Source organism: Mycolicibacter sinensis (assembly GCF_001667945.1).
Taxonomy (GTDB): domain Bacteria; phylum Actinomycetota; class Actinomycetes; order Mycobacteriales; family Mycobacteriaceae; genus Mycobacterium; species Mycobacterium sinense_B.
The window spans coordinates 1-21,053 of sequence record NZ_LZJK01000050.1 but is presented as its reverse complement, the minus strand read 5'-3'; the positions used below and the strand labels follow the sequence as shown (position 1 = coordinate 21,053).

The following is a 21,053-nucleotide window of genomic DNA, read 5'->3' as shown; positions in this document are numbered from 1 at the left end:
CCGCCTCGCATGGCATCTTCCCGAGGCAGCATTCATCTTGAACGTATGCGCTGATCCGCTCAATTCTCGTCGGAATGTTTCTCCAGCTTCTCGGCGACCAATTTGGCAGCGGTGCGCGACAGCCGGGTGGCCGCATCTGCAGTCCACTTGGTTGCCTTCAATGCGCGCTTACGCGCCGCCGCCTTGGTTTCCGCGCTCAACAGCGGTCGCTTCACCTCCGCCGCGTTCTCCGCCGGCGGCAAGGTCGGTCCCTTCAATACAGCATCGGAGGCTTCCTTCGCCTCCACATACCCGGCCTGGATGGATGTCACTCGGTCCTCGATCACGAAGCTATCAATCTTGTCCTTTGAATTCGCTTGCGCGGTAGCCTGCTCCAGCCTGTCCAGCGCCATCTGGCGGCGTTGCGCCGACTCGGCGCGCGCTCGTTCTCGTTTCGCCGCGGCGGCTTGCTCTCGGGCCGGCTGCTCCAGGTGGTTCGACAGGGTTTCGGCGCTGGTAGCGGTTCGAGCCAATGCGGCCTCCACCTGCTGCAGGTAGGTGCGAATCTCCTGCTGCCTGCGGTGCGCCGCCTCCAGCGCAGCGCGGTCGTCTGGGCCGCAGTCAATCTCGAGGTCTCGAATCGCTGCCGTCAGCTCCGCGCTCGTGACCGCGTGGGTAGCCGCAGAGTAGACGAGCTGCTCCAGCGGCATGTCACCGAAAATTCCTGTCTGGTACGCGGTCCCGCCGCGCATCGCTCGCGCCGAGCTATAGATGCGGCGCATAGCTTTCTTGATGTGCCGTGGGGCGTCGGCGTAGCTCGCTTCGCAGATAACGTAGCCGGTCTGGCGACGCAGGGCTTCGGCACGATCCCAGAGGCAGACCGCCAGCGCGGCAATCCCGAGCAGCAAGGCGGCATCAGCTACAAACAGCAGTAGCAATTGCGGCATGACGCCGATGATGCTCACCACCGCGATGTTGACCCCCGCGATTACCGCCACCAGCGCCGGGCAACCCCACTTCAACAGCATGGTGAGGTGCCGGGCCGGATCCTCGCCACCGGGGTCGACGGCACGACGGCGGAATCGCTGAACCAGATAGATCGCAACGGCGCCGAGGCCTAACCAGGTCAACCAATCATCCACAGAATCTTTCCTCCCGTAACCGGCTGACGGCCTGAATTTGTCACTGCCGGATTTGCCTTATGCGTTCCGGTGGCTCAACGGCAAAGATGAATCCACGGCGCCGAGGACCGCAGCCAACGTGCCACTGTCGACGTCGCCCAGCTGGAAAACGCTGAAGCCCTCTGCGCCTAGCGATGTATCCCGTTCGTCGTCCCGTCCATCGACGACGACAACTTTCTCCCGCCGCCACACGGCTTCGATGGGCCAGTAGTGCTCGCCCAGCTCGACGCCGACCTCAGGCTCCGGCTTGCCCTGGGTCGCCAGTTCTGCGAGCAACGCTTCCAGTCGATCCGGGGCAAGGTCGAGCGCGACCCCCCATTCGTCACTCATGCCGCTCCGTAGCCCATCGATGCCCAAAGACTCAAGAATCTGCAGCGCTCCCGATCGCGACAGCTTGTCGTGATAGCGCCCGTTCCGGTAGGACCGCAGGCAGCCGTAGCAAGAGGTTTCGGGCCCGCAGTCGCAGGTGTTCACGCGTTCGAGAGCCGTCTTCAAAACCAGCTCGACATTCTCGGCAATCTTCATCGCCGCTCCGGCCCCGCCCGGGACGGTGTCGAACAAGATGATGCTGCGCAGCCCCTCTTTGCTCCACGCGAGCGCACCGTCGATGTCGTCGCGGGTGATCTCCAGCGCTTCAGAGGCACCTCCGAGCAGCGCGTACAGCGTCGAGAGCCAGCTCTCTTCCGAGATGCCCAGGAACCGCGGGTCTTTGAAGGTGAACTCGGCTACGTCGGTTTGGTATTGATGCCCAAGGGAGAGCACCGAAAGCGGGCCAGTGCATTCTTGGCCGGTCGTCGGGCGTTCATGCTTGCGCTTGACCTTGGAACGTTCAAAGACGTTGGCCCACCCGCACCAGTCGCAGACGTGGAAACCGCCAGTGCCGCCATCGGAGATGACAGCCATGGTGGCGCGCTTGCCCGCCCGCGCGACGACCTCGATACCCGATGGCGCCCGTAAGGTCTCGGTCATGATTTCGTCACCAACATCGACGACATAGCTGGCCCCCGACCAGTTCCGCGCAGGTGGTTCGGTACCGACGTCGTGGGTCTGCGAGTCGGCAACAAACCCGAACTCCGGGATGACATACTTGCGTACTGTCCCGAACTTCTCACCGCAGCCTGGGCAGGGATCGCCGGCGTCAAGTACGCGAGCCGATTGAAACCGCTTGCACAGCTTACAAATCCGATACTGAAACTCTTCGAGCTCGCGACCCGGTATCCGATGCAGACCGCGAGAGGTAAAGATTTTCCCGCCGGCCACCACTTCGTTGCCCGGCGCGTACTCGTAGATTGCCAGGCTCAGGTCACGGTCCAATTCGAGCTTCGCCCCGGACCTATCGGCGCAGTGCACGGTGCGCAGCTCGACGGTATCCACTGGGAATCCATACTTCGGCAGAACGTTCCGGTTCGCCAGGAAGCCAAGGAGCTGGCGCCTTTCGACGGTAGCGCGAGTCTTCTTCAGCCGCTCCATCAACCAACCGTTCTTGGATTCAGCGGCTTTGTCGATGGCCTCGGTGAGCTCTTTGATGTCCGAGCTCACGCCATCGCGCACTCGATCCAGCAGGTCGCACAGCTTCGGCACCCACGCGTCGTCGGCAACGCCCAGCTCGTCGGCAATCGGCTTCGGTAGTGCCTGTTGCAGTGCGGCCTTGATCTCGGCCGGGACCGGGGTCAGGAAGGCTCGCACCCGCGAGGCCGGCGCCTCTTGGCCGTCTTCAGGGGAGAAGAACTCGCCGGCGTACTTCCACTGCATGCCATGAGATTCGAAAGCATCCCGGAAGAATGCAGCCAGCGCAACGGAATGTGCGTGGCGCCTCGCGATTCGCACATTGTCGATCGGCACCCAAGGCACCCGCATCTGCCCGTTGATCATCGACTCGGGCTGTTGATACTTCGCAAGGTCGTGCGAGGTGCGCCTGGCATAGGTCAACACCAATGCGGCGGAGGCAGCTCGGCGGCCAGCCCGGCCGGCACGCTGAATGTAGTTGGCGGTCTTGGGCGGCATGTTGCGCATGACCACCGATTGCAGCTCGCCAACGTCGACGCCGAGCTCAAACGTGGTCGAGCACGACAGCACGTTGACCTGGCCGCGGATGAATTCATCCTGGATGGTGGCCGCTTCCCGTGCGCTCCACTGCGCGGTGTGTTCGCGCGCGGACAGTGGTGCAGTGGTCATCGTCTGATAAATCACCCGGTAGTGGTTGGTGTCTGATGCAGCATCCGGGATGGTGCGTTCGGACAGCTTCCCGTCACAGGTGTTGTTGGGGCAGACGCCACGCACCGAGAACGCGGTGGTGCGCCGGCACACGTCGCAGCGATACCAGGTGCAGTCCAAGCCGTTGCGGACCAGCAGCTTTTCGTGGTTGACCTGGTAGACGTCGCTGGATGTTTTGTCGGGTACGACCGTGATATAGCCCTTGTCGCAGAGGAACTTCCAACAGCCGTCGAGCACCTTGCGGGGATCGGCACTCGATGCTGCGACCGCGAGCACCTTCTTGGTGAAGGTAATGCGCCGGTTGGTGGTGCCCGAGTGGCCGCTGGGTAGCCAGCTGAGTACCTTCTTCGCGGCATCCGAACCGGCGGAGCGAATTCGGACGGTGACGTTGCGTGGCTCGAACCGCTCGGACTTGATGTCGACTTCATCGAGCAGAGTCATCGCACCCTGCATTCGAGCAGACTTCACCAGCTCATCCAGCAGCGCCCAGCCTTCATCCTCGCTAAGCCCGAGCGAGGTCAGGCCGCGCGGCAGTGACTCGCCGCGCGGGCGCTTGAGGGCGACCCGCATCAGCCCAAGGCCTTCCAGGGATTGGCGGGCGTCCATGGTTAGCAGCTCGCCGACAACCCATTCGTTGGCGGTCTTTTCCTCGGCGATCTTTCCGATATCTTCTCGGAAATGGCCGGCGGCACGGGCCTTCTTACGGGCGACGATAGCCAAATCTTCGACGGTCAGATCCTCGTCGGCGTATTTCGGATCCTGCAGCGCCTGAGTCAGGTAGCGCCGTTCCAACAGCCTGCCGTAGGTGCGATCCAGGTACGGTGCCGCGAAGGCCGCTGCTTGACGGGAGTCGGAGAACATCAGCAGCTTCCGGCCACCGCCAACATGATCAGCTGATTCATCTTCTGCTTCGGGCAGTTCCTGATACAGCGCGGTGGTGATGACCGCTGGTGCGGCATTGGTGTCGGTGCGCAGCCGGCGAATCACCTGCCGGGCCAGTGCGCCGCATTCGGTGCATTTGCTCATCACGCTCGTGGTGTTCGGGTGTTCACGAACGAGTTTCATCGGCCCACCGGGACAGCTCCCCCCCGAGCAGGCGGTCTCCCCCGGCTTGGTCAAGTATCCGCAGCCCACACAGAGCGAACGCAGCGTGGCATCGCCTGCGAAGCGCTGGTCGCCGAGGGTTGCTTCGTCTTCGTCGATGACAGTGTCACCGGCGCCGTCGACGAGGACCAGCCATTTCACCGCTCCTTCGGTCTTGGTGGACGGCCGGAAGTACTGACGCCCCTCGTCATCTTCGACATCACCGGCCAAGTGCACCGCACCGCACCGCTGACAGGTGCCGAACTCGAATACCGCCCGGCGGTTGTCGGGATCAATCTCATGGCGGCCCAGGAATATTCGTGGACCATTATCGGCGAAGCTGACGAACGCGCCTTCGGTGGCCCGGACGAACATGTGGTAGCGAGCCGAGAGCACCGGGTTACCGGCCGAATCCTGCACCCGGCTGCCCAGTGCGACGAGTGCGGCCAGCTTCTCCGCCGACTGCGGGTCCTCGGGCCACAGCCGAGATTCCAAGTCACGCACAGCCCGCGGTCCACCCGCCAAGGCGGCCTTCAGATCCGCTGTCAAAGTCTCGGCGTGCAGCGCTTCGGCCGGGTCATCAACCCCAGCCAGCGCCGCCAACTCGGACTCATCCCCAGTCCCAAGCCGGAGCAGCTGCTCCCCAGTCAGCGACCAGGTCGGCCTGGACCGCCGCGGCTCACGGGTTGCGGTCACCAGGTCCTGGCGCCCCGGTTCGGAGTCGACATGCTCGAACGGCGCGTCAAACAGATCCCGGGCGAACTTCATCGCCTCGGCGGGCGCGTTCGCCGACGACGTTCCAGTCAGGGACGCCGATGTGGCAATGCACTGCAACGCTTTTCCACCTGCTACCCGTTGACGCAACCGCCGGAGCAACATCGCCACTTCGGAGCCTTGCGCCCCGTCGTAGACGTGCGCCTCGTCGAGCACCAGAAACCGCCAGGTGCCGGCGTGCGCACCGCTGAACAAGTCGATGTCTTCCGGCCGCAGCAGCAAGTATTCGAGCATGGCGTAGTTGGTCAGCAGAATGTGCGGCGGGGTTCGGCGCATCTCGTCGCGGCTGATCAGCTCATTGGGCAAGCGCTGTTTGCCGCGGTTAACCGCGTTGAACTCCGCAAGCGCATCACCCTCAGTACGCTTGGTCTCGCCGGTATACCGCCCGAAGGTGATCTCCGGGGTGCTCTTCAACACTTCACGCAGGCGCTTGAGTTGGTCGTTGGCCAACGCGTTCATCGGGTACAGCAGCAGCGCCCGCACACCCGGTCGCAAAGTGCCAGCAGCCTCCTCGGCCACCAACGAGTTCAGGATCGGCAGCAGGAAGCTTTCGGTCTTACCCGAGCCGGTTCCGGTGCTCACCACCAGGTTTCGGCCAGTCAACACCTTGCGGATCGCTGTTTCCTGGTGGACGTAGAGCGGCTGGTCTTCGGGGAAGTTGATCCGCCGCAGCCCCGGATGCAGCAGCCCCTCGCCGATGAGCTGGTTGATCGACGATTTCCGCGCGTACGGCGGGGTCAGCTCCAGCAGCGGTCCCTTGGTCAGCAGCTGCGAGCCGTCCACCTCGGCATCGAAAGCACGCGCCAAGTCCGGATCCCGTGGGGAAAGAAGGGTTTTCAGATAGCGCTTGTAGGTTTCCTCGATCTGTCGCCCAACGGCAAGCGCATCAAGGGCTTTGGTCACGATTCGTCTCCAATGAGGTCGCCATGGCAGTAGTGCACAACCAGGGCTTCGGCGATCAACAGGTCGGTGGACACCAGTCGGGGGGCCAGCTCAGCCAGCCGGGTCCAGGTCGCGAGCAGCCCGGAGTTCAGGTACTGCCCGGTGATGCGGCCGTGGGCTTCCAGCCGGGCCAGCACCGCCAGCGTCAGCGATTGCAGGGTCAGCAACATCCAGGGACACTGCTGGAGGTCCAGACCATCGAGCAGCGAGTTGCGCAACCCGATCACCTGGTAGGCCGGCGGGCAGGTACGGCGGATCGGGGTCAGCACGTGGGAAAGTTGGGCGGCGAAACTATCCGACCATCCGGATACCGTCCACTCGGCACGGTGTTGGAACGCCTCGACGGCAGCCGCCATCCGGGCACCTGAACCCAGCAGGGCTCCCGGCACCAGCCGCAGCTCGTCAAGGATCGCGTCAACCTGTTCGATCGGCATGCTGTCCATCGCCATGACATTCCTGGCAAAACTGCCTTCGCGGACGTAGTCGAACTTGCCGGTCCGCAGGCTCTCGATCAGCCTCCGACCACCCTTATCTTTCAAGTACGCGAGGGTCTCGGCGCGTTCGGCACGCTTCTTGTCCCGTGCACGGTGCAGCGCCGCCAAATCGGAGAGCTCCACCATGCAGCCGAACCACGGGTCAGCATGCAGTTCGTTCAAGGTGAAGTCTGCGGCGAACGAGCAGTTGACCAGCTCGGTGCGGATCAGCAGCGCCATCTTGTCTTCCAACGCAATGGTGCTGTTGCCCAGCGCTTCCAATGCCGCCCGGGGCTCCGTGCGCAAGATTCTGGTCAATGCGGATTCGATGCGCTGACTGCTGACGTCGCCGGTAGCCGGGAAGCGCAGCGCCGACCACACTTCGGGCATTGCGCTCACCGCGTCGGGGGCCGGGCCCTCACCGGCAAGGAACCGGGAAAGCTTGGCCGACGCACCTTCGGAAACCCAGCCCGGCTGGTCGACGCGGACCGCGCTGGGGCCAGGCCAGCGAGGTGGTTCAACCGCGGTCCACGGGTCATCAGCGAAGACCTCGCACACCAGTGGACCGGCCTCGATCAACTCGGCCGGCAGCACCGCACGGTCGCCAACCAACGGGATGGCCCGCGGCTCCAGCCACGGCGCGGTGGCACACCAAATGTTGACGGCCAGATCGTCGGCGGCGAGCAAGTTGTGGAAGACCAGCTCACCATCGGCCAGGTGCGCTCCCGAGCAGAACGTGGGCGGGCGAACCGCAACAACGGTGACGTCGACCTGCTTACCTTCATCGTTGATGATGCGGGCAATCAGGCGGCCGGTACCAGAATTCCGGGCGGTATCAACGAAACGCCTCGTCGAAACCTCATACACGTCACCGGCTTTGCGACGCGGCTGCGTCTCGGTTTGGGTAACAGCCCCGACCGAGTTCAGGAACACGAACTGCACCGAGGAGATCCCGGGGGCCTGGATCGCAACGAAGCGGTCTTCGCCCAGCCCGTCTGGGGTGTAGGCCTCGGCGCTGCTGCGCCACGGTGCCGGCTGGCCCACCAGACCGGTGCGGATCTCGACGCTCGGCGGCTGGATCACCAGGTCGACGGAGTCCGCGCCGTCGCCCACACTGATGGTCCTGCTGCGATCACCACGATCGAACTCCAACCAGGAGTCAGAGACCGTCAGCTCGAACTGCGAGCTGATCATTGCCGCGCTCGGTGAGAGTCCGCCGGCCACCGGAAAGCGTGGCGGGTTGTCGAAGTCGACGCTCAGCCCCTCGGCGATGAAAACGACCGCGCGGATGTCGGCGCCGAGTGGCCCGCTGACCACGATCTCAAACAAACCGAGCTGGGTGTCGGCTGAGTCGTCGAACGGGTCGACGCAGGTGGGCTCCTCGGCTGAGTCCCACGAGTCGTCGACGATCCAGTCAGTGCCGTCGAATCGCCGGGTCCGAATCCGCCAGGACGTGGGCTCCGGCGACATGTCCACCGGAAGCATGACCCACGGCCGGCTTGAGTACACCTTGCGGCCGTCGACAGTCAGGCATCCCGCGATCAACTCGCCCAACTCGAACGTCGGCGTGGTATCCCGCCGCACCGAGCGTGCCCGACCAACGAGCTCGCCGGCCCGGCGCAGCTGGATTGAGTCAACGGTTTCCAGATCGACCAGTGCACTGCACCAGCCCCGCCAGCCAGCCGGGGTTCCAGTCACCGCCGTGGCCACCGGTTGACCCGAGCGCGGGTCGACCAGTTCGCCAGACGAGGGGTAGATCGCCCATACGGTACCGCGTTTGAGCAGTTCACGTTTGGGGATCCACGCACCGTCGGCGCTGAACACCAGCAGCGGGTCGGCTTTGTCGACCGTCGACAGGGTGAAGCTCTGCTCACTGCCCGAATGCCAGAGCAGGATCTCGCGCACCGGCTCGGGGATCGACACCAGGGTGGGCGGCTGGTCGTCGGAGGTGACGCCCCAGCCGCGCTGGGCATACACCTCACGGACCTTGCCGTCGAACGACATCCGCCATGGTGACTCCGGGCCGGTCCGCGGGTACGGGATGGCGACCAGCAGCTGGTCGTCGTCCGCCGCGTAGTGCAACACTGGACGACGTTGCACACCGGCCCGAGTGGCGCGCCGCCCCTGCCAGCCCAGCGGGTTATCGCGCAGCTGTTGAACCAATTCGTCGACGATGACATCGGGCAGCCCGGTGGTTGATGAATCCAAGCCGCTGTCTAACAGTTCGGGGTTGGTCAGCGTGGCGTCGACGACTTCGATGATCCGGTCGAGGATGTCGACGGCGAAGGTGCCGCCGTAGTGGATGAAGTTGCGCACCGGCACGTCGAGGGAGAACGTGCGGTGTTCCTTGCCGGGTTCGTCGAGCCATTCGATCAGGGCGGCGCCGCTGGCGTCGCGCCCCTGGGTCAGGTGCTCGTCGACGACACGTAGCAAGTCGGCCAGGCAGTGCACCGGGATGCCGGCATGCATGGCGAACGTCATCACGTACTGGTGCTGGTCTTCCAGGGTGGGGAACCGGGCCAGCTTGAATTTGTCGAGCAGACCACCCAGCGCGTGCCGCAGGGCGTTCTCGAAGTTCAGATCTCGCTGGCGGCCCAGTTCGGCGAAGAACTCGTCCCAGTACTTGCCCTGGTCGTAGGCCAGTGCAGCATGTCCGACCAAGGCCGTCAGCGTCAGTGCCGGGTATTTCTTGATGATGTCCCGGTGAGAATAGCCGCGTCCCAGGAGGGCGGTTGCTGCCTGGCCGTAGCGGTACTGGATTTGGCTGATCTCATCAGCGCTGAAGTTGGTCTCCACGACCAGCGACACCGGCGCAAGTGCCTGGCGAAGTCGGTGTTCTTCGTCGCTCATCCACTCGGACAACGATCGTTGACCGGCCACCATCAGCAGCTCCTACGTCCACCATTCACGGCACCGTTGCCGCAGTAGGTGAAATTTAGAGCACGACCCCGACAGCCCGTCGCCGTTCCTACCCCAAAAGTTCAGACCGTGTTCCACTCCACGTAACCACCAGGGCGTCGCGAGCACGGCTGCTGGCCACATACAGCAGAGAGCGCTCCCGCAGTAGCGCCTCGTCGCGCTCCTCATCGGGGATCGCGCGCACCGCGGCCGGTAGCGGGACGTGCTTGTCGTCGACCCCGGCCAGGATCACCCGGGAGAACTCCATGCCCTTGGCCCGGTGCATGGTCAACACCAGCGGGTGGCCTGTCCCGGCGACCGCCTTGTCCAGGGCCCGGGCGGAGACACCTCGCTCGCCGAGGCCGCGCACGAACCGGTCACGGTCGTCCTGGCTGCGCGTCAAAACGGCGATGTTCTCCGGCTGCACATCCCCGTCGGCTAGCCACGACTTGATCTTGTCGGCGACCTTGCCCAGCTCATCAACCTGGTCGGTGCAAGCGATCAGCTCCGGGGCGGGTCCGGTGCGCGCCGATCGGTATTCGCTGGTGTCTTCGACTCCCTGTTCCAGATCGGTGTATTCGGCACCGGAGAGCACCCCGACCGCGAAGTGCAGGTTCTGGGCGGTGGTGCGGTAGTTCAGCGTCAACCGGCGCGATCGGCCGACAATCTTGATGCCGAAGCGGCTCAACACCACTGGGCTGCCGTAAATCCGCTGGTGCGAATCCTCGGCAATGAACAGGTCGTTCGGGCCTTCGGCGACCAGGGCCCGCAGCAGCGCCCAATGGGTGGCGTGTAGGTCTTGCCCTTCGTCGACGACGACGTGGTCCACGAGGTGCGTTCCGGTGTTCTCGGTCTGGATGGCCAGTGCCTCGGCCGCCAACGCCAGCACTTCCGGGAAGCTGATGGTTTCATCCATCTGGCTTTGCCGCCGGAACGCCTCCACCAGTTTCCAGACCGCGATGCGCTGCGGCCGATTCAGTCGCACCCCACGGCCGGCCCGAGCTACCTTGGCGTACTGCTCCAGGGCAGTGATCCGGTTGGCCAGCACCACTGCGACGTATTCGCCTTCCAGGAAGGTCGGGGTGGCCAGCTTGGCATCGAGTCCGGAGTCGACGGTGCCGATGACCTCTCGCCACACCGCATCGGCGGAGGTGCGTTTGTGGCCGAAGTCGACGCGCCGGCCGAAGATTCGTTCGGCGGCAAGGGATGCCGTCTCCCCTGATCGATCAAGCACCGCCTTGCCCAACGCGTCGAGGCCGCCGACGTAAACGCCACGGTCGCCGGGCTTGTCGGCGATGAGTAGGTCGGGGTCGAGCACCGCCAGGTCGGCGCGCAAGCCTTGTGCGAGTGTGGCATTGAACGTGGTGAGGATGATCCGGGCGTCGGGATTGTCGTGGGCGAGCCTTCGGGCCCGGTGGATGGAGACGACGGTCTTGCCGGTGCCGGCACCGCCGGAGAGCCGGAACGCGCCGTTGTAGTTCTGCTCCACATACTTGCGCTGTTCGGGGTGCAGGAAGGTGCGCCAGGCGGCGAAGTCGCCGCCTTCGATGACGCGGCGCAATTCCTCGTTGCCTTCGATGAACGCGAACTGCATCTTCGAAGCCGGGCGTTCCAGCGCTTCGATGATCTGCTGGTCTTCATCGAGGTTGGTGTCGACGGGCTGCTCGGTGAAGCCGTGCTTTTCACGGATGGTGTCGATATCGATGCCGGTCGCCAGGTCCAGCAGGGCACTGGCTTCCCAATCTAGTCCGCCTTCGGCGGCATCCAGCAGCGCAGCCTCATCGCGGGCCGCCATGGCTCGGGCGGCAACGGCGGCACCCAAACCCAGCCGGTCCGTGAGGTCCTCCAGCGTGTAGCCCACGCCTGCCAGGTAGGAAAGCTGCGGTGCTTCAACAGTTGTCTCGACCGTCGCCGGTTTGTCGACGAACTCGGCAGGCTCACCGATCAACCCCTCCAACGTCCCGTTGATTGGGTTGACCCGCAGGGTGGCGCGTTCGGCGAGCTTGTTCGCCTCGTCGTGCGCCCAGGTGCCCATGTAGATGTAGGTGCGCTCGTTGGATTTGTCGTCGACGCGGAACAGCACGGCACGGTAGTTCTGGTCGACCCGACCGGTGCGCACCCGCGGATCGATCGCCAGCTTCAGCGGTTCGATGTGCAAGCCGGGGGCGGTGTCGTCCGCGGTGAGCTTCTCGAAGAAGTCGTACACCTTGTTTTTGACCGAGCCGTCCAGCTTGGACATCGCCTTGCTGTTCGACGCGATGACCAGGTTAGCCACCTACATCACTCCGTTCGTTTTCAGTGCAGCGATGATCTCACCGGCATCGGGCGGGCACAGTGTCCAACCTGGCAAAGCAGGAGCAGAGTCGAAGACCACCCCGATCTGCGCACCGCTCCACGCGAAGTCGAGCACATCGCCACTGTCGGTTTCAAAGCCCAGCATCGGTACCGCAGCACCCGCATCGGCGAGAGCGCGGATCAAGTTACGTTCGGCGTCGCTGACCGCTTCGTCGTAGAGCACTTGCCAGTCGCCGGCCAGCTCGCTCTCCACCATCGACTCAACTTCAACCGGCGCAGCCGACAGCAGACTGCGCGTGCTGATTCGGTGCCGGCCGCAGATGCCCAACCAGTTCGACAGCCGCAGCCAGATCTTCCAAGCTTTGCCGTCGAGGATTTCCAGCCGATCATCCCGGTCATCGACGGCGAGCACCGTGCGCGGCGGATCAGATACAGCATGAACGCCAGCGGTCACCGCCACCCCGCCATCGGCGAACGCCCAGCACATGTCGACACCCGACGCCGGGAATGGCACACCCCCATCCAGTGCTGCAAGAGCAGCCGCACCTACTGTCTCCAGGTCGGACTTCGCCCGGTTGCTGCCAGTGACGAACAGGTACGGCAGCCAGGTACTGAAATGCTCCCAAGCGTCGAAATCCGGGTCGAGCATGAACTCCAGCAGCTGCGACACCGGATCTTTCGACAGCAGGCGAACCAGCCCGGGTTGCACGTTGAACTGACCAGTGACGATGTCGGCCGCTGTCTTATCGAACCACACCGGATCAGCTACGTCCCCAGCTTTAAACCGTTGCAGGTCATCGTGCCCAAACGACCACACCAGATAGCCAATCGCACGCAACTTCTCGCGTTTCTCGGCATCATCGGCAAGCCGGTTGCAGCCTGGCACCGCGTGGAAGGTACGCCCATCCGTGAAGATCGCGATCTTCGGCACGTCGGGGTCCGCGGTCTGCAACTCGAAGTCGGGCTGGACGAAGCCGAGCGCTACCTGCGGGCGCAGCGACCATTTCCGCGGCTTGACGCCCGGAACGGTGATAGTCGCAGATGGCCCGTACACGCCAGGTTTCTCGACGACCGTGGCGCCAATACCCTTGAGTCGCTCCAGGAACACGGTGTAGAACTCGCGTTCCAGGAAGGATTCACCGCTGGTCGCCGGCGGTGGCGGCGCGGTTTCGGTGATGCCAGCAGTCCAGTCAGCCAGGTTCGGGCTAGCGCCTTGCGGCACACCGAGAATTTCATCGAGCAGTTTCAACGCAGTCGCTCGGGCCACCTTGTCCAGCTCATGCGGTGAGGCGAACGGCAGCAGGCAGCGGTGGCAGGCCAGCCGGTCCTCATGCTGGCATGGGCAATCCACGACAACAGCACGGGCTGCGGCCAACGCCGCCCAAATCTTGGCGTGGTCGGCAAATTCGGCCAGATAGCCGGTGCCGCCAGGCACGGTGTCGTGCAGCAACAGGGCCCGCCGGTCGGGTGCGCGCAACGCATCGGGTATGACGACAGCAGCCAGGTGTTCCGGTGAACCGCCAATCACCTGCCGCAACCCCAGCAGCAGTGCCGCAGCCAGGCTGGGATAGCCGAAGCTGTCGTATTCCAGCTGCGGAGGCAGGTGCAGCAGCACCGCTTGGGTGCGCAACGTGCGCGCCAGCGCAATCTCCCGCACATCCTCAGTTGGTGCATCCCGTAACCGGCACCAGGGCCGGTGTTCGTAGCGGGTGTTGCGGCCGGCCAGAGTGTCGAGCTGCCCGCACGATGCGCAGACCCGAAACAGCCCGGTCGCCGATTCCTGTCCGGCGATGGTCCGCGGCTTGCCCTGCGAGGTCCGCTTGCCCAGGTTGAGCCAGCGGATGTCGACGCGGCGCAGGTATTGCGCACCGAATTCCGCGTCTGGGCGAAACCAGGTGTGGCCGACGTGGGCCGGGTCGATGTCGGCGGCGGTAACCACGGTGAAGGGTTCGCGTTTGCGGTCGTCGCGGTTGTCGTTGATGGTGGCCTCGTCGCGGCGCACCTCCGCCGAGACCCGAGTCATCTCGACAACCGGCAGGTGTTGGCTGACATCGGAGATGGCGGTGTTGTTGCAGCGTGGGCAGCTGGTCACCGGCTGTGCGGCGATCTTCGATGGGCTGATCGCCGCCCAGCCGCATTGCGGGCACAGCTGCCAGGAGTAGATGTTGGATTCGCCGGTCCCCAAGTCGACAGCGTCGATGGTGACGGCCAACCCTTGCGCGTAGAAGGTAGCCCCGGGTGCGAGCTCGGTCAGCGCAACTCGCGAGCCCCGCTGGTAGCTCAGCGAATCCCCTTGGTAGGCACCGCTGTCCGGGTCCATCCACGTCACGCCGGCATCGAGGGTCACCGAATCATCGAGCAAGGTGTAGTTAGGCAGCACACCGTAGCGTTCCAGCACCGCAATCCAATAGTCGGTGGTGATCGAGGTGATCTGCTTGCCCAGTAGTTTCCGGGAGCCTTTGGCAATCCGCAGGGCGCGCCGGTCGTCATCGGTTGCCGCGGGTGATTCGGCGCGCCGCTCGAATTCCGGCAGCTCATCCTCGACCGACTTCAACCGCTGGGTGAGTTCGTCGAGGTCGATCCGCCACTGGTGGGCTGCAGCGTTCAGATGCGCGGTGAGTCCACTGACCCCACCCTGCGGCGGCGGGCTGGCCCAGGCTCGCAAACCCCCGGCAGCGGGATCGGAAATCTGCTCACCGAACTGCCGCAGGAACTCATCCAACAGCGAATCGGCGTGAGTAACCGCGAGGTCGAGAAGCGTGGCCAGCCACCCGTCGTCGCTGGTATCCCCGAATACTGCCCGAGCATCCTTGGGGACGACGGTGTTCGGGTCGCGGGCCAGCCGGTCGATGATGTGGGCGAGGTATTGGCGTTGCAGGATTTCTTCGGCGTTGAGCAGGGTCGCCGGTGGGCGCACGTCGCCCTGGATCACCGAGAGTGGTTCGAAGAGTTTCGGCAAGTGCTCGCCACGGCCGCGAACGTAGGCCAGTGCCAGCGAGTTTCCAGTGAGTCGTCCGGCTCGACCGACGCGCTGCAGATACGACGCCACCGAGCGGGGCAGCGATCCAAGCATCACCGTGGATAGGTCACCGATGTCGATGCCCATCTCCAAGGTGGGGGTGGCGACCAGGACGTTGGGTGCTTGCGGATCGGTGCCGCCGGCTTTGAACGCTTTCTCGTAGCCGAGGCGGACCTTGGGGTCCAGCAGTGAAGTGTGTTCGCGCGCCACCACCCGTTTCATCTCGCCGGAGTTATAGAGCCGCCGGTAGAAGTTGTCGAACCGCTCGGCACGCTGCAGGTAACCGGGGCAGCGGATCAGCAGGCAGGGTGCACCGTCGAGTTCGTCGACGGTGGTGGCACTGCCCGGCACCGGGGTTTGGCAGACGTCGCAGCTCAACAGATGCCGGCCAGCGCGCAACGCATCCAGGGTCGGTGTGCTCACCATGATGGTGGTGGGAGCCAACCCGTAAGCGATGGTGCCGGTCTCGGTGGTGATGGCACTAAGCACCAGCTCGGTGGCCAGTTCAGCGAACAAGGCCTTGGCCAGGAATGCGGCGTCGTGGGGGCTGACACCCAGGCACTGCGACGCCCACTTCGCGTACCACGATGTAGACGGGGTGATCGCGTCGAATCCTTCGGGCAATGCATGGTTGCCGGATTTGAGTGCAGGGAATGCCGGTGCGGGTCGGCCTTTCGGGAAGGCGGGCATGCCTTTTCCGCGGGGGCGGCCGCCCCAGATGTGGTAGCGCTTAGCGTTCTTCTCGACGTAGCGGCGCAACCAGTCGTGGTGGATGCCGCCCTGGGTCCGGATACGTTCGACGGTGCCGCGCACCCACCGGGCCAGGGCGGCATCGTCGACCCCAGACAATGGGATCTGCGTAGCAACGCTGTCGGCGGCATGGCTGCCGATGATTGCCGCCCGCCCGGGTGCTCCCAGGTACACCTCTGCGGCGACACTGCCGGTGAGTTCCAGGGTGCGCCCGGTGCGCGATTGCAACCCGAATTCCAGGTCGATGTCGAATTGCAGCCGCTGCTTGGCTCGGTTCTCCGCGGCCCGACGGGTGTTGGGATGCGCGCCAGCTTGCCAGAACGCGACGAACGCGTCCTGGTCGACGATGTCGGGTGGCAGCAACTGGTAGCGCAACACCGGGTCGGTGCCAGCGCGAGTCACAACAGCCTGGGCGAGTTCGGTGAGGTTGAGTTCACCGTCGCCGAGTGCGCCGCGCAACGCGGTGCGCAGGCTCAAGCTGTGGGAGCGTGCTTGCACGAACCCGGCCCGGTGCGCCGCGTCTTGGACACTGTCGGTGAACATCAGCGCTTTTTTCTCGGCGTTGTCGAGGTTCTTGTCGCCGAACAGGTTGGACAGGGTCACCGACAGTTGGGTGGCCACTGCGCCGCCGAGGAACCGGATGCCGTCGACGCCGCCGCAGGCTGGGCAGACGTCTTTGGTGGATTCGTCGTCGGCATCCGGGCCGACGAGGGTGAGCACCGGCAGGATCCGACCGTTGACCCGGTCGGGGTCATCCGGATCGGGTGCGCTGGTCTGTAGTTCGCGGTGGTCGAGGTGAAACCAGACCAGGCCCTCCACCGGCTCGGTGATGTGGGCTTCGGCAGGTGCGGAGATCAACGCCCGGAATCGGGATGCACCAGCCGCATGGTCGGCACGGATAGCTTCATCGGTGACATCGAGGGCGCTGCCAGTTGGAGCCAAGCGGGCTCCCCAGCCGGAGCGTCCGCAATGCCGGCAGAACACCGCTGGCAGATACAGCTCAGATTCATCGGCAGCGGTGCCATCATCGGACCAGCGGTAGGCGGCAGTCGCTCGCACCGCACGGTCGACGCGGCTGAGTTCGCGGATCCACAGGTGCACATCGACACCAAGTGCGGCGCGGCCGGCTTCGGCCCGAATGTGGGACAGCAAGGCGAGAACGTACTGCAGGAACCGCACCGGAGCGGCTTGGATGCGCCCAGCATCAAGCCCACCGACCACCGGTGGAAATACGCGCACGGCAAGATCGGCGATCGAGATCGCATCGACCGCGTTGCGCAACACAGCCTTGATGAGGTCGTGACGTTTGATCTGGTCGAGCATGTCGGCGGTGCCGACAGCTCCCCCAGTTGAATCGAACAGCGCGCCGAACACCGCAGCGGCGATGGCAGTGTTGTCGCCGCTCTCCTCCCGAGCTTGCTCGATCGGTTCCAATGCTTCGGGCAGCACCGGGCTCAGCGGAGTCAACTCGTTGTCGCGCAGCCCGGTTCGCTCAGCAAACCATTCTTCGGCATCCAGGCGGGTCTCCCCGATCACCGCATCATCGCCGAACTTCTCGCCGAACACGGTGTGGGCGAAGTCGACCATCGCGGTCGGCGCACCACCGGACCCCAGTGTCGCCGAAGTGGCGACCGGGGTGATCTTGCCCAGCGGGCGGCGCCGGTCGGCTTCGGTCTCCTTCGAAGCGGAAGTCCAATGGGCTTTGAGGGTGAGGCCAAGGCGGCGCAGCAGCATCGCCACGTCGGTGCCCTGCGCACCGTCATAGGTGTGGAATTCGTCGAGCACCAGATAGCACAACGAGTCCGCGGAGCGCCGCCACATCTCGGCGCGACCGGGGTGCAGCAGCAGGTGGTCGAGCATCTTGTAGTTGGTCAGCAAGATGTCCGGCGGGGCGTCGTGCATCAAGGCGCGGTCGGTGATGAGCCCGTGTTCGGAGACTCGGGTGCGGCCGCCGCTGGTCTGTTCGCCGGTGTAGAGCCCGGCGGTGACGGCTTCCAGGCGCGGATCGCCGGTGATCAGCTTGGCCAGGCGCTGCTCCTGGTCGTTGGCCAGCGCGTTCATCGGGTACAGGATCAGCGCCTTCATCCCGGTGACGCCGGCCTTCTTGGCTCGCAGCACATGATCGAGGATCGGGATCAAGAACGCCTCGGTCTTGCCCGAGCCGGTCCCGGTAGTAACCAACGTCGGTTGCGGCCGGTCCCGATACTTCGTGGACAGTCGCTCGAACGCGGCCGCTTGATGCCCGTACGGAGTGAAACCCTCCGGCCACCAGTCGAGGTGATCGTTCCAATCACCACCGGCGGGGGCGAATGGCAGCCGCAGCCGCACGTACGGGCCTTTGAACATGCCGGCGTCGGGGTCGCCGATGAAGTCCGTGAGCGCGGCTTGGGCGTCCGGATCGGTCAGTGCGAATGTGGTGGCCAGGTAGTCGGTCAGGCCTTCGCGCAGGTGATCGGCTTGCAGTGTGGGGAGTAAGGCACCCATACGCGGACCTACCTGCCTACAGAAATATCGGTAGACAATATGCCCGCGCCTGGGACACAATTCGTCATCTTCACAGCAGGTTTCACTCGGAGAGCCACGCTCGTCCCGATTCTGACTCGGCCAGCCGCAACGCGATTGCCCGCTCGATCAGTGCACGGTTCGTAGGTGAGGCGTTGTCCACGAACACGCGGCGGCGATACTCAAGCTCACCCATGTCACTGGCGAGCTTCGCCAGCACCTCGTCAGCAAAACTAGATGAGACTACTCCGACACCCTTGAAATCAAGTGTCACATACTGCGCGCCAGCGCTCATGTAATTCTCCAAACGAGTGCGAATCTCGGACCCCAGTTTTCGGGAGCCAAGAGATTCTTCAATCTCACTCACAGAGATACGATACATACCTTCATCGTCTTCGATGGTCTCCAGAAAATCATTTATCGGCGAGCCACCGAGCGCTTCGTCAATGCGAACCTTTTGAGCGCAATTCAATTGCCAGTCAACCAGAGTTGACAGATGATTGTTTCTGTCAGGCAATTCACGCGATCGATCCGTATTTCGTCGAACTTGATCGTTCTGAAATGTCCAATGCCCCCAACCCGAAGTCACGTTTAAGACTCCCCCGTTGACCTCGACCGCTCGCCGCAGGCCATAGAGACCGTTCCCTTGGTGTGCCCCACCCTTGCTTGTTGCGCCTTGTTCAAGCGCAAACTCGATCAAAGCAGAGTGGTCCTGCAAGACTTCCCTTGGCGGATCCATTGCCGGGGCGATGGATCGCGGAATCCCGATCCCAGTATCGGCGACTGCAATCACGCACCGTCGTTCAGCCCTATGGAGCTGCATCATGACGTAACCAGAACTCGCATGACTGTGAGCAAAGACGTTGTCCATCACTTCGTAGAGGCACCATGTGATCGAGTCAATCACGCCCTCTTCGCACTGAACCTGGTCAGTAAGCGCCTCCATATACATATTTGTCAATTTTTGAGCATCTGACTCGGTGTCGTACCTCCAAACCGAGTGCGTGAGAGTATCACCACCCCACCGATCGTAACTTTCGACGGTCAAGGGGTCATCAATGTGATGGAGGCGGGAATCGTCTGGCATGCGAACGGTGATCCGTTGGCTCGTGGTTGCACGCAGAAAAGCAAGATTCGCAGCGAACGGAACCGCCCCATTCGGAAACACGCTACCGACGCGGGACAGATCGAGGATCAGCTCACGGTCCAAGTGAGCGCGAGCAGTCTCAAGGAGCTGCGTAGCCCGTTTAGGACTGCTCAGATCACGAATTCTCCAAACCCATGGTCCCCAAGGAGCTAACATAAGCATTCCTCACGCAATTTTTGGTGTCGCAATTAATCGTATCGGCCGATGCAATACCTCAGACCCAATAACAACGTTATTCTAAACTCCTCATCGTGTTACTAAAGTGGTTGTGCGCAAGTTCCATGTCGCGTTCGCGGTCGACACTGACAAAGGGTTCGACGTAGGTGACCCCGTCGACGGTCAGCTCGTCGGCCTTGAGCGCGCCGTTCTTTCGGTACTGCGCAGCGAGCTTGCCGGGCAGTTGGCGTCCGGTGGCGTCGTAGAGGGCGTCGCGCTCGCATTTCTGCAGCACCGGGAACTGGGTGCGGTAGATCGTGGTGAGTTCCTCGGCGGTGATGCCCAGCATGATCGCGACGATGGCGTCGATCTCCACCAACGCTTGCCGGCGGTCGACGGCGCGGCGCAGCGGGGTCGCCCACTCCCATTTCGGGCCGACCTCACCCAACGGGGTCCGGTCGGCATAGTCGACGCCGATGTGCGGTACCCACGAATCCTGCTGCCATGCACCCTCGTAAAGCTCCCCCCAGAGCGGGGCGTACGGGTGGACAAGGCAATTTAGGCGGAGTATGCGCAGTATGAGTTGGTGTTCAAGGGGGTGGTTCCGGATGTGGGGGATCTTTCCCAATGATGAGGTTTTGACGTGGCCGACCCCCATGACCTTGATCAGAAAGTCCGCGACGATTGACGCCGTGAACCCTGCCATAACCGCAAGGTCTGAGGGTTCGTTGGTCGACAATGACAGCAGACCACCGACGTGGCTGGGGCCAACGGGCAGCAGTGCCGGATGTAAGGTTCGGACCATCGCCGTATCGCACATCTCACGCCAGGCGAGCCGGAAGTAAGCCGAACTGGGTACGCCATGCCATTTCGGGTAGGCGGCGACGTACTCAGAGTACGGCTTCGCGATCTGGTAGTTGGTACGCGGTATAAGATCCTCACCGATCGCGTCTAGGTCAATCGTCGAGTAGTCCTTGCTGTGGCGCATCGGTGCATTGGGTTGCTGATTCAGCGGTGTGGCAACGGTTAAGTGGGGACCCTGGAGAATGGCATCCTCCCAACGATCAGGAAGCGTCGACGCAGATCTGAAGAACCCCCGCTTTCGATCAGTCGTCTCGTTCCAGCCGTACGTCCAGTCGAAGTTGATGTCCCCGAGGCGAGGTGCAGCCGCAATCTTATCGAGCACAGTCGCGCTGGCCCGGTTGACCGGATACAGCATGCGAGCCTCACCAGGCGGCGTGCCAGGTTCGTCGATGAGGGCTGCCCAGGTCTCAAGTTGTGGTTCGCCGACTTCGATGATCCGCTGAGCGTGAGGGCGGAGATCCCATCCACTGTCTTCGTCCTTCACTCCGGGCGCCGAGCCAGAGCCGTCGTGATGGAAGGAGCGTCTCACGGTATCCGGGTGGTATAACCACGCTCCTTGCAGAAACCGGATCTCAGATCGACCGCCATACACGTGGACGCCGTACTCGCGTGTGTGTCCGATCTCGAATAACCTTAGTTCGTTACGGAACTGCCAGTGCCGACGCAGCCTTCGATATGTCTCGCGGCGAAGGTCCTTCGGGGTGAGTCCCCTGGGGTGGTGGGGTTTCGGGGGTCGGGGCAGACGGTGCTGGACTTGGTATCGGGTGTGTCGCTGA

7 protein-coding genes are annotated in these 21,053 nt (G+C 63.6%); all 7 read right to left on the bottom strand.

The window, feature by feature from the left end; genetic code table 11:
* Positions 1-59: 59 nt before the first annotated feature.
* The 7 genes from A5694_RS06320 to A5694_RS06295 all read right to left on the bottom strand — a co-directional run bounded on the left by A5694_RS06320 (position 60) and on the right by A5694_RS06295 (position 20,761).
* Positions 60-1,121: a hypothetical protein gene (locus tag A5694_RS06320; RefSeq protein ID WP_065019434.1), complete on the bottom strand. Its 1,062-nt coding sequence runs from the start codon at positions 1,119-1,121 to the stop codon at positions 60-62.
* Positions 1,122-1,178: 57 nt separating this feature from the next.
* Positions 1,179-6,134 (bottom strand): DEAD/DEAH box helicase, encoded by a 4,956-nt coding sequence (locus tag A5694_RS06315; RefSeq protein ID WP_064920988.1) that lies wholly within the window; start codon positions 6,132-6,134, stop codon positions 1,179-1,181.
* Positions 6,131-9,529, bottom strand: a complete 3,399-nt coding sequence (locus A5694_RS06310; protein WP_064920987.1) for a hypothetical protein — start codon at positions 9,527-9,529, stop codon at positions 6,131-6,133. The genes A5694_RS06315 and A5694_RS06310 overlap by 4 nt, the downstream gene beginning before the upstream one ends.
* 85 nt (positions 9,530-9,614) lie before the next feature.
* Positions 9,615-11,819 (bottom strand): 3'-5' exonuclease, encoded by a 2,205-nt coding sequence (locus tag A5694_RS06305; protein WP_064920986.1) that lies wholly within the window; start codon positions 11,817-11,819, stop codon positions 9,615-9,617.
* Positions 11,820-18,092, bottom strand: a complete 6,273-nt coding sequence (locus A5694_RS06300) for a DEAD/DEAH box helicase (RefSeq protein WP_064920985.1) — start codon at positions 18,090-18,092, stop codon at positions 11,820-11,822.
* 82 nt (positions 18,093-18,174) lie between these two features.
* A complete protein-coding gene (locus tag A5694_RS22425) occupies positions 18,175-19,320 on the bottom strand; it encodes an STAS-like domain-containing protein (protein WP_165605190.1) in 1,146 nt (381 codons plus the stop codon).
* A 169-nt stretch (positions 19,321-19,489) separates the two neighbouring features.
* The gene (locus tag A5694_RS06295; protein WP_207515934.1) at positions 19,490-20,761 is read right to left on the bottom strand and encodes a hypothetical protein; all 1,272 of its coding nucleotides are present in this window, start codon (positions 20,759-20,761) and stop codon (positions 19,490-19,492) included.
* Positions 20,762-21,053: the final 292 nt, after the last annotated feature.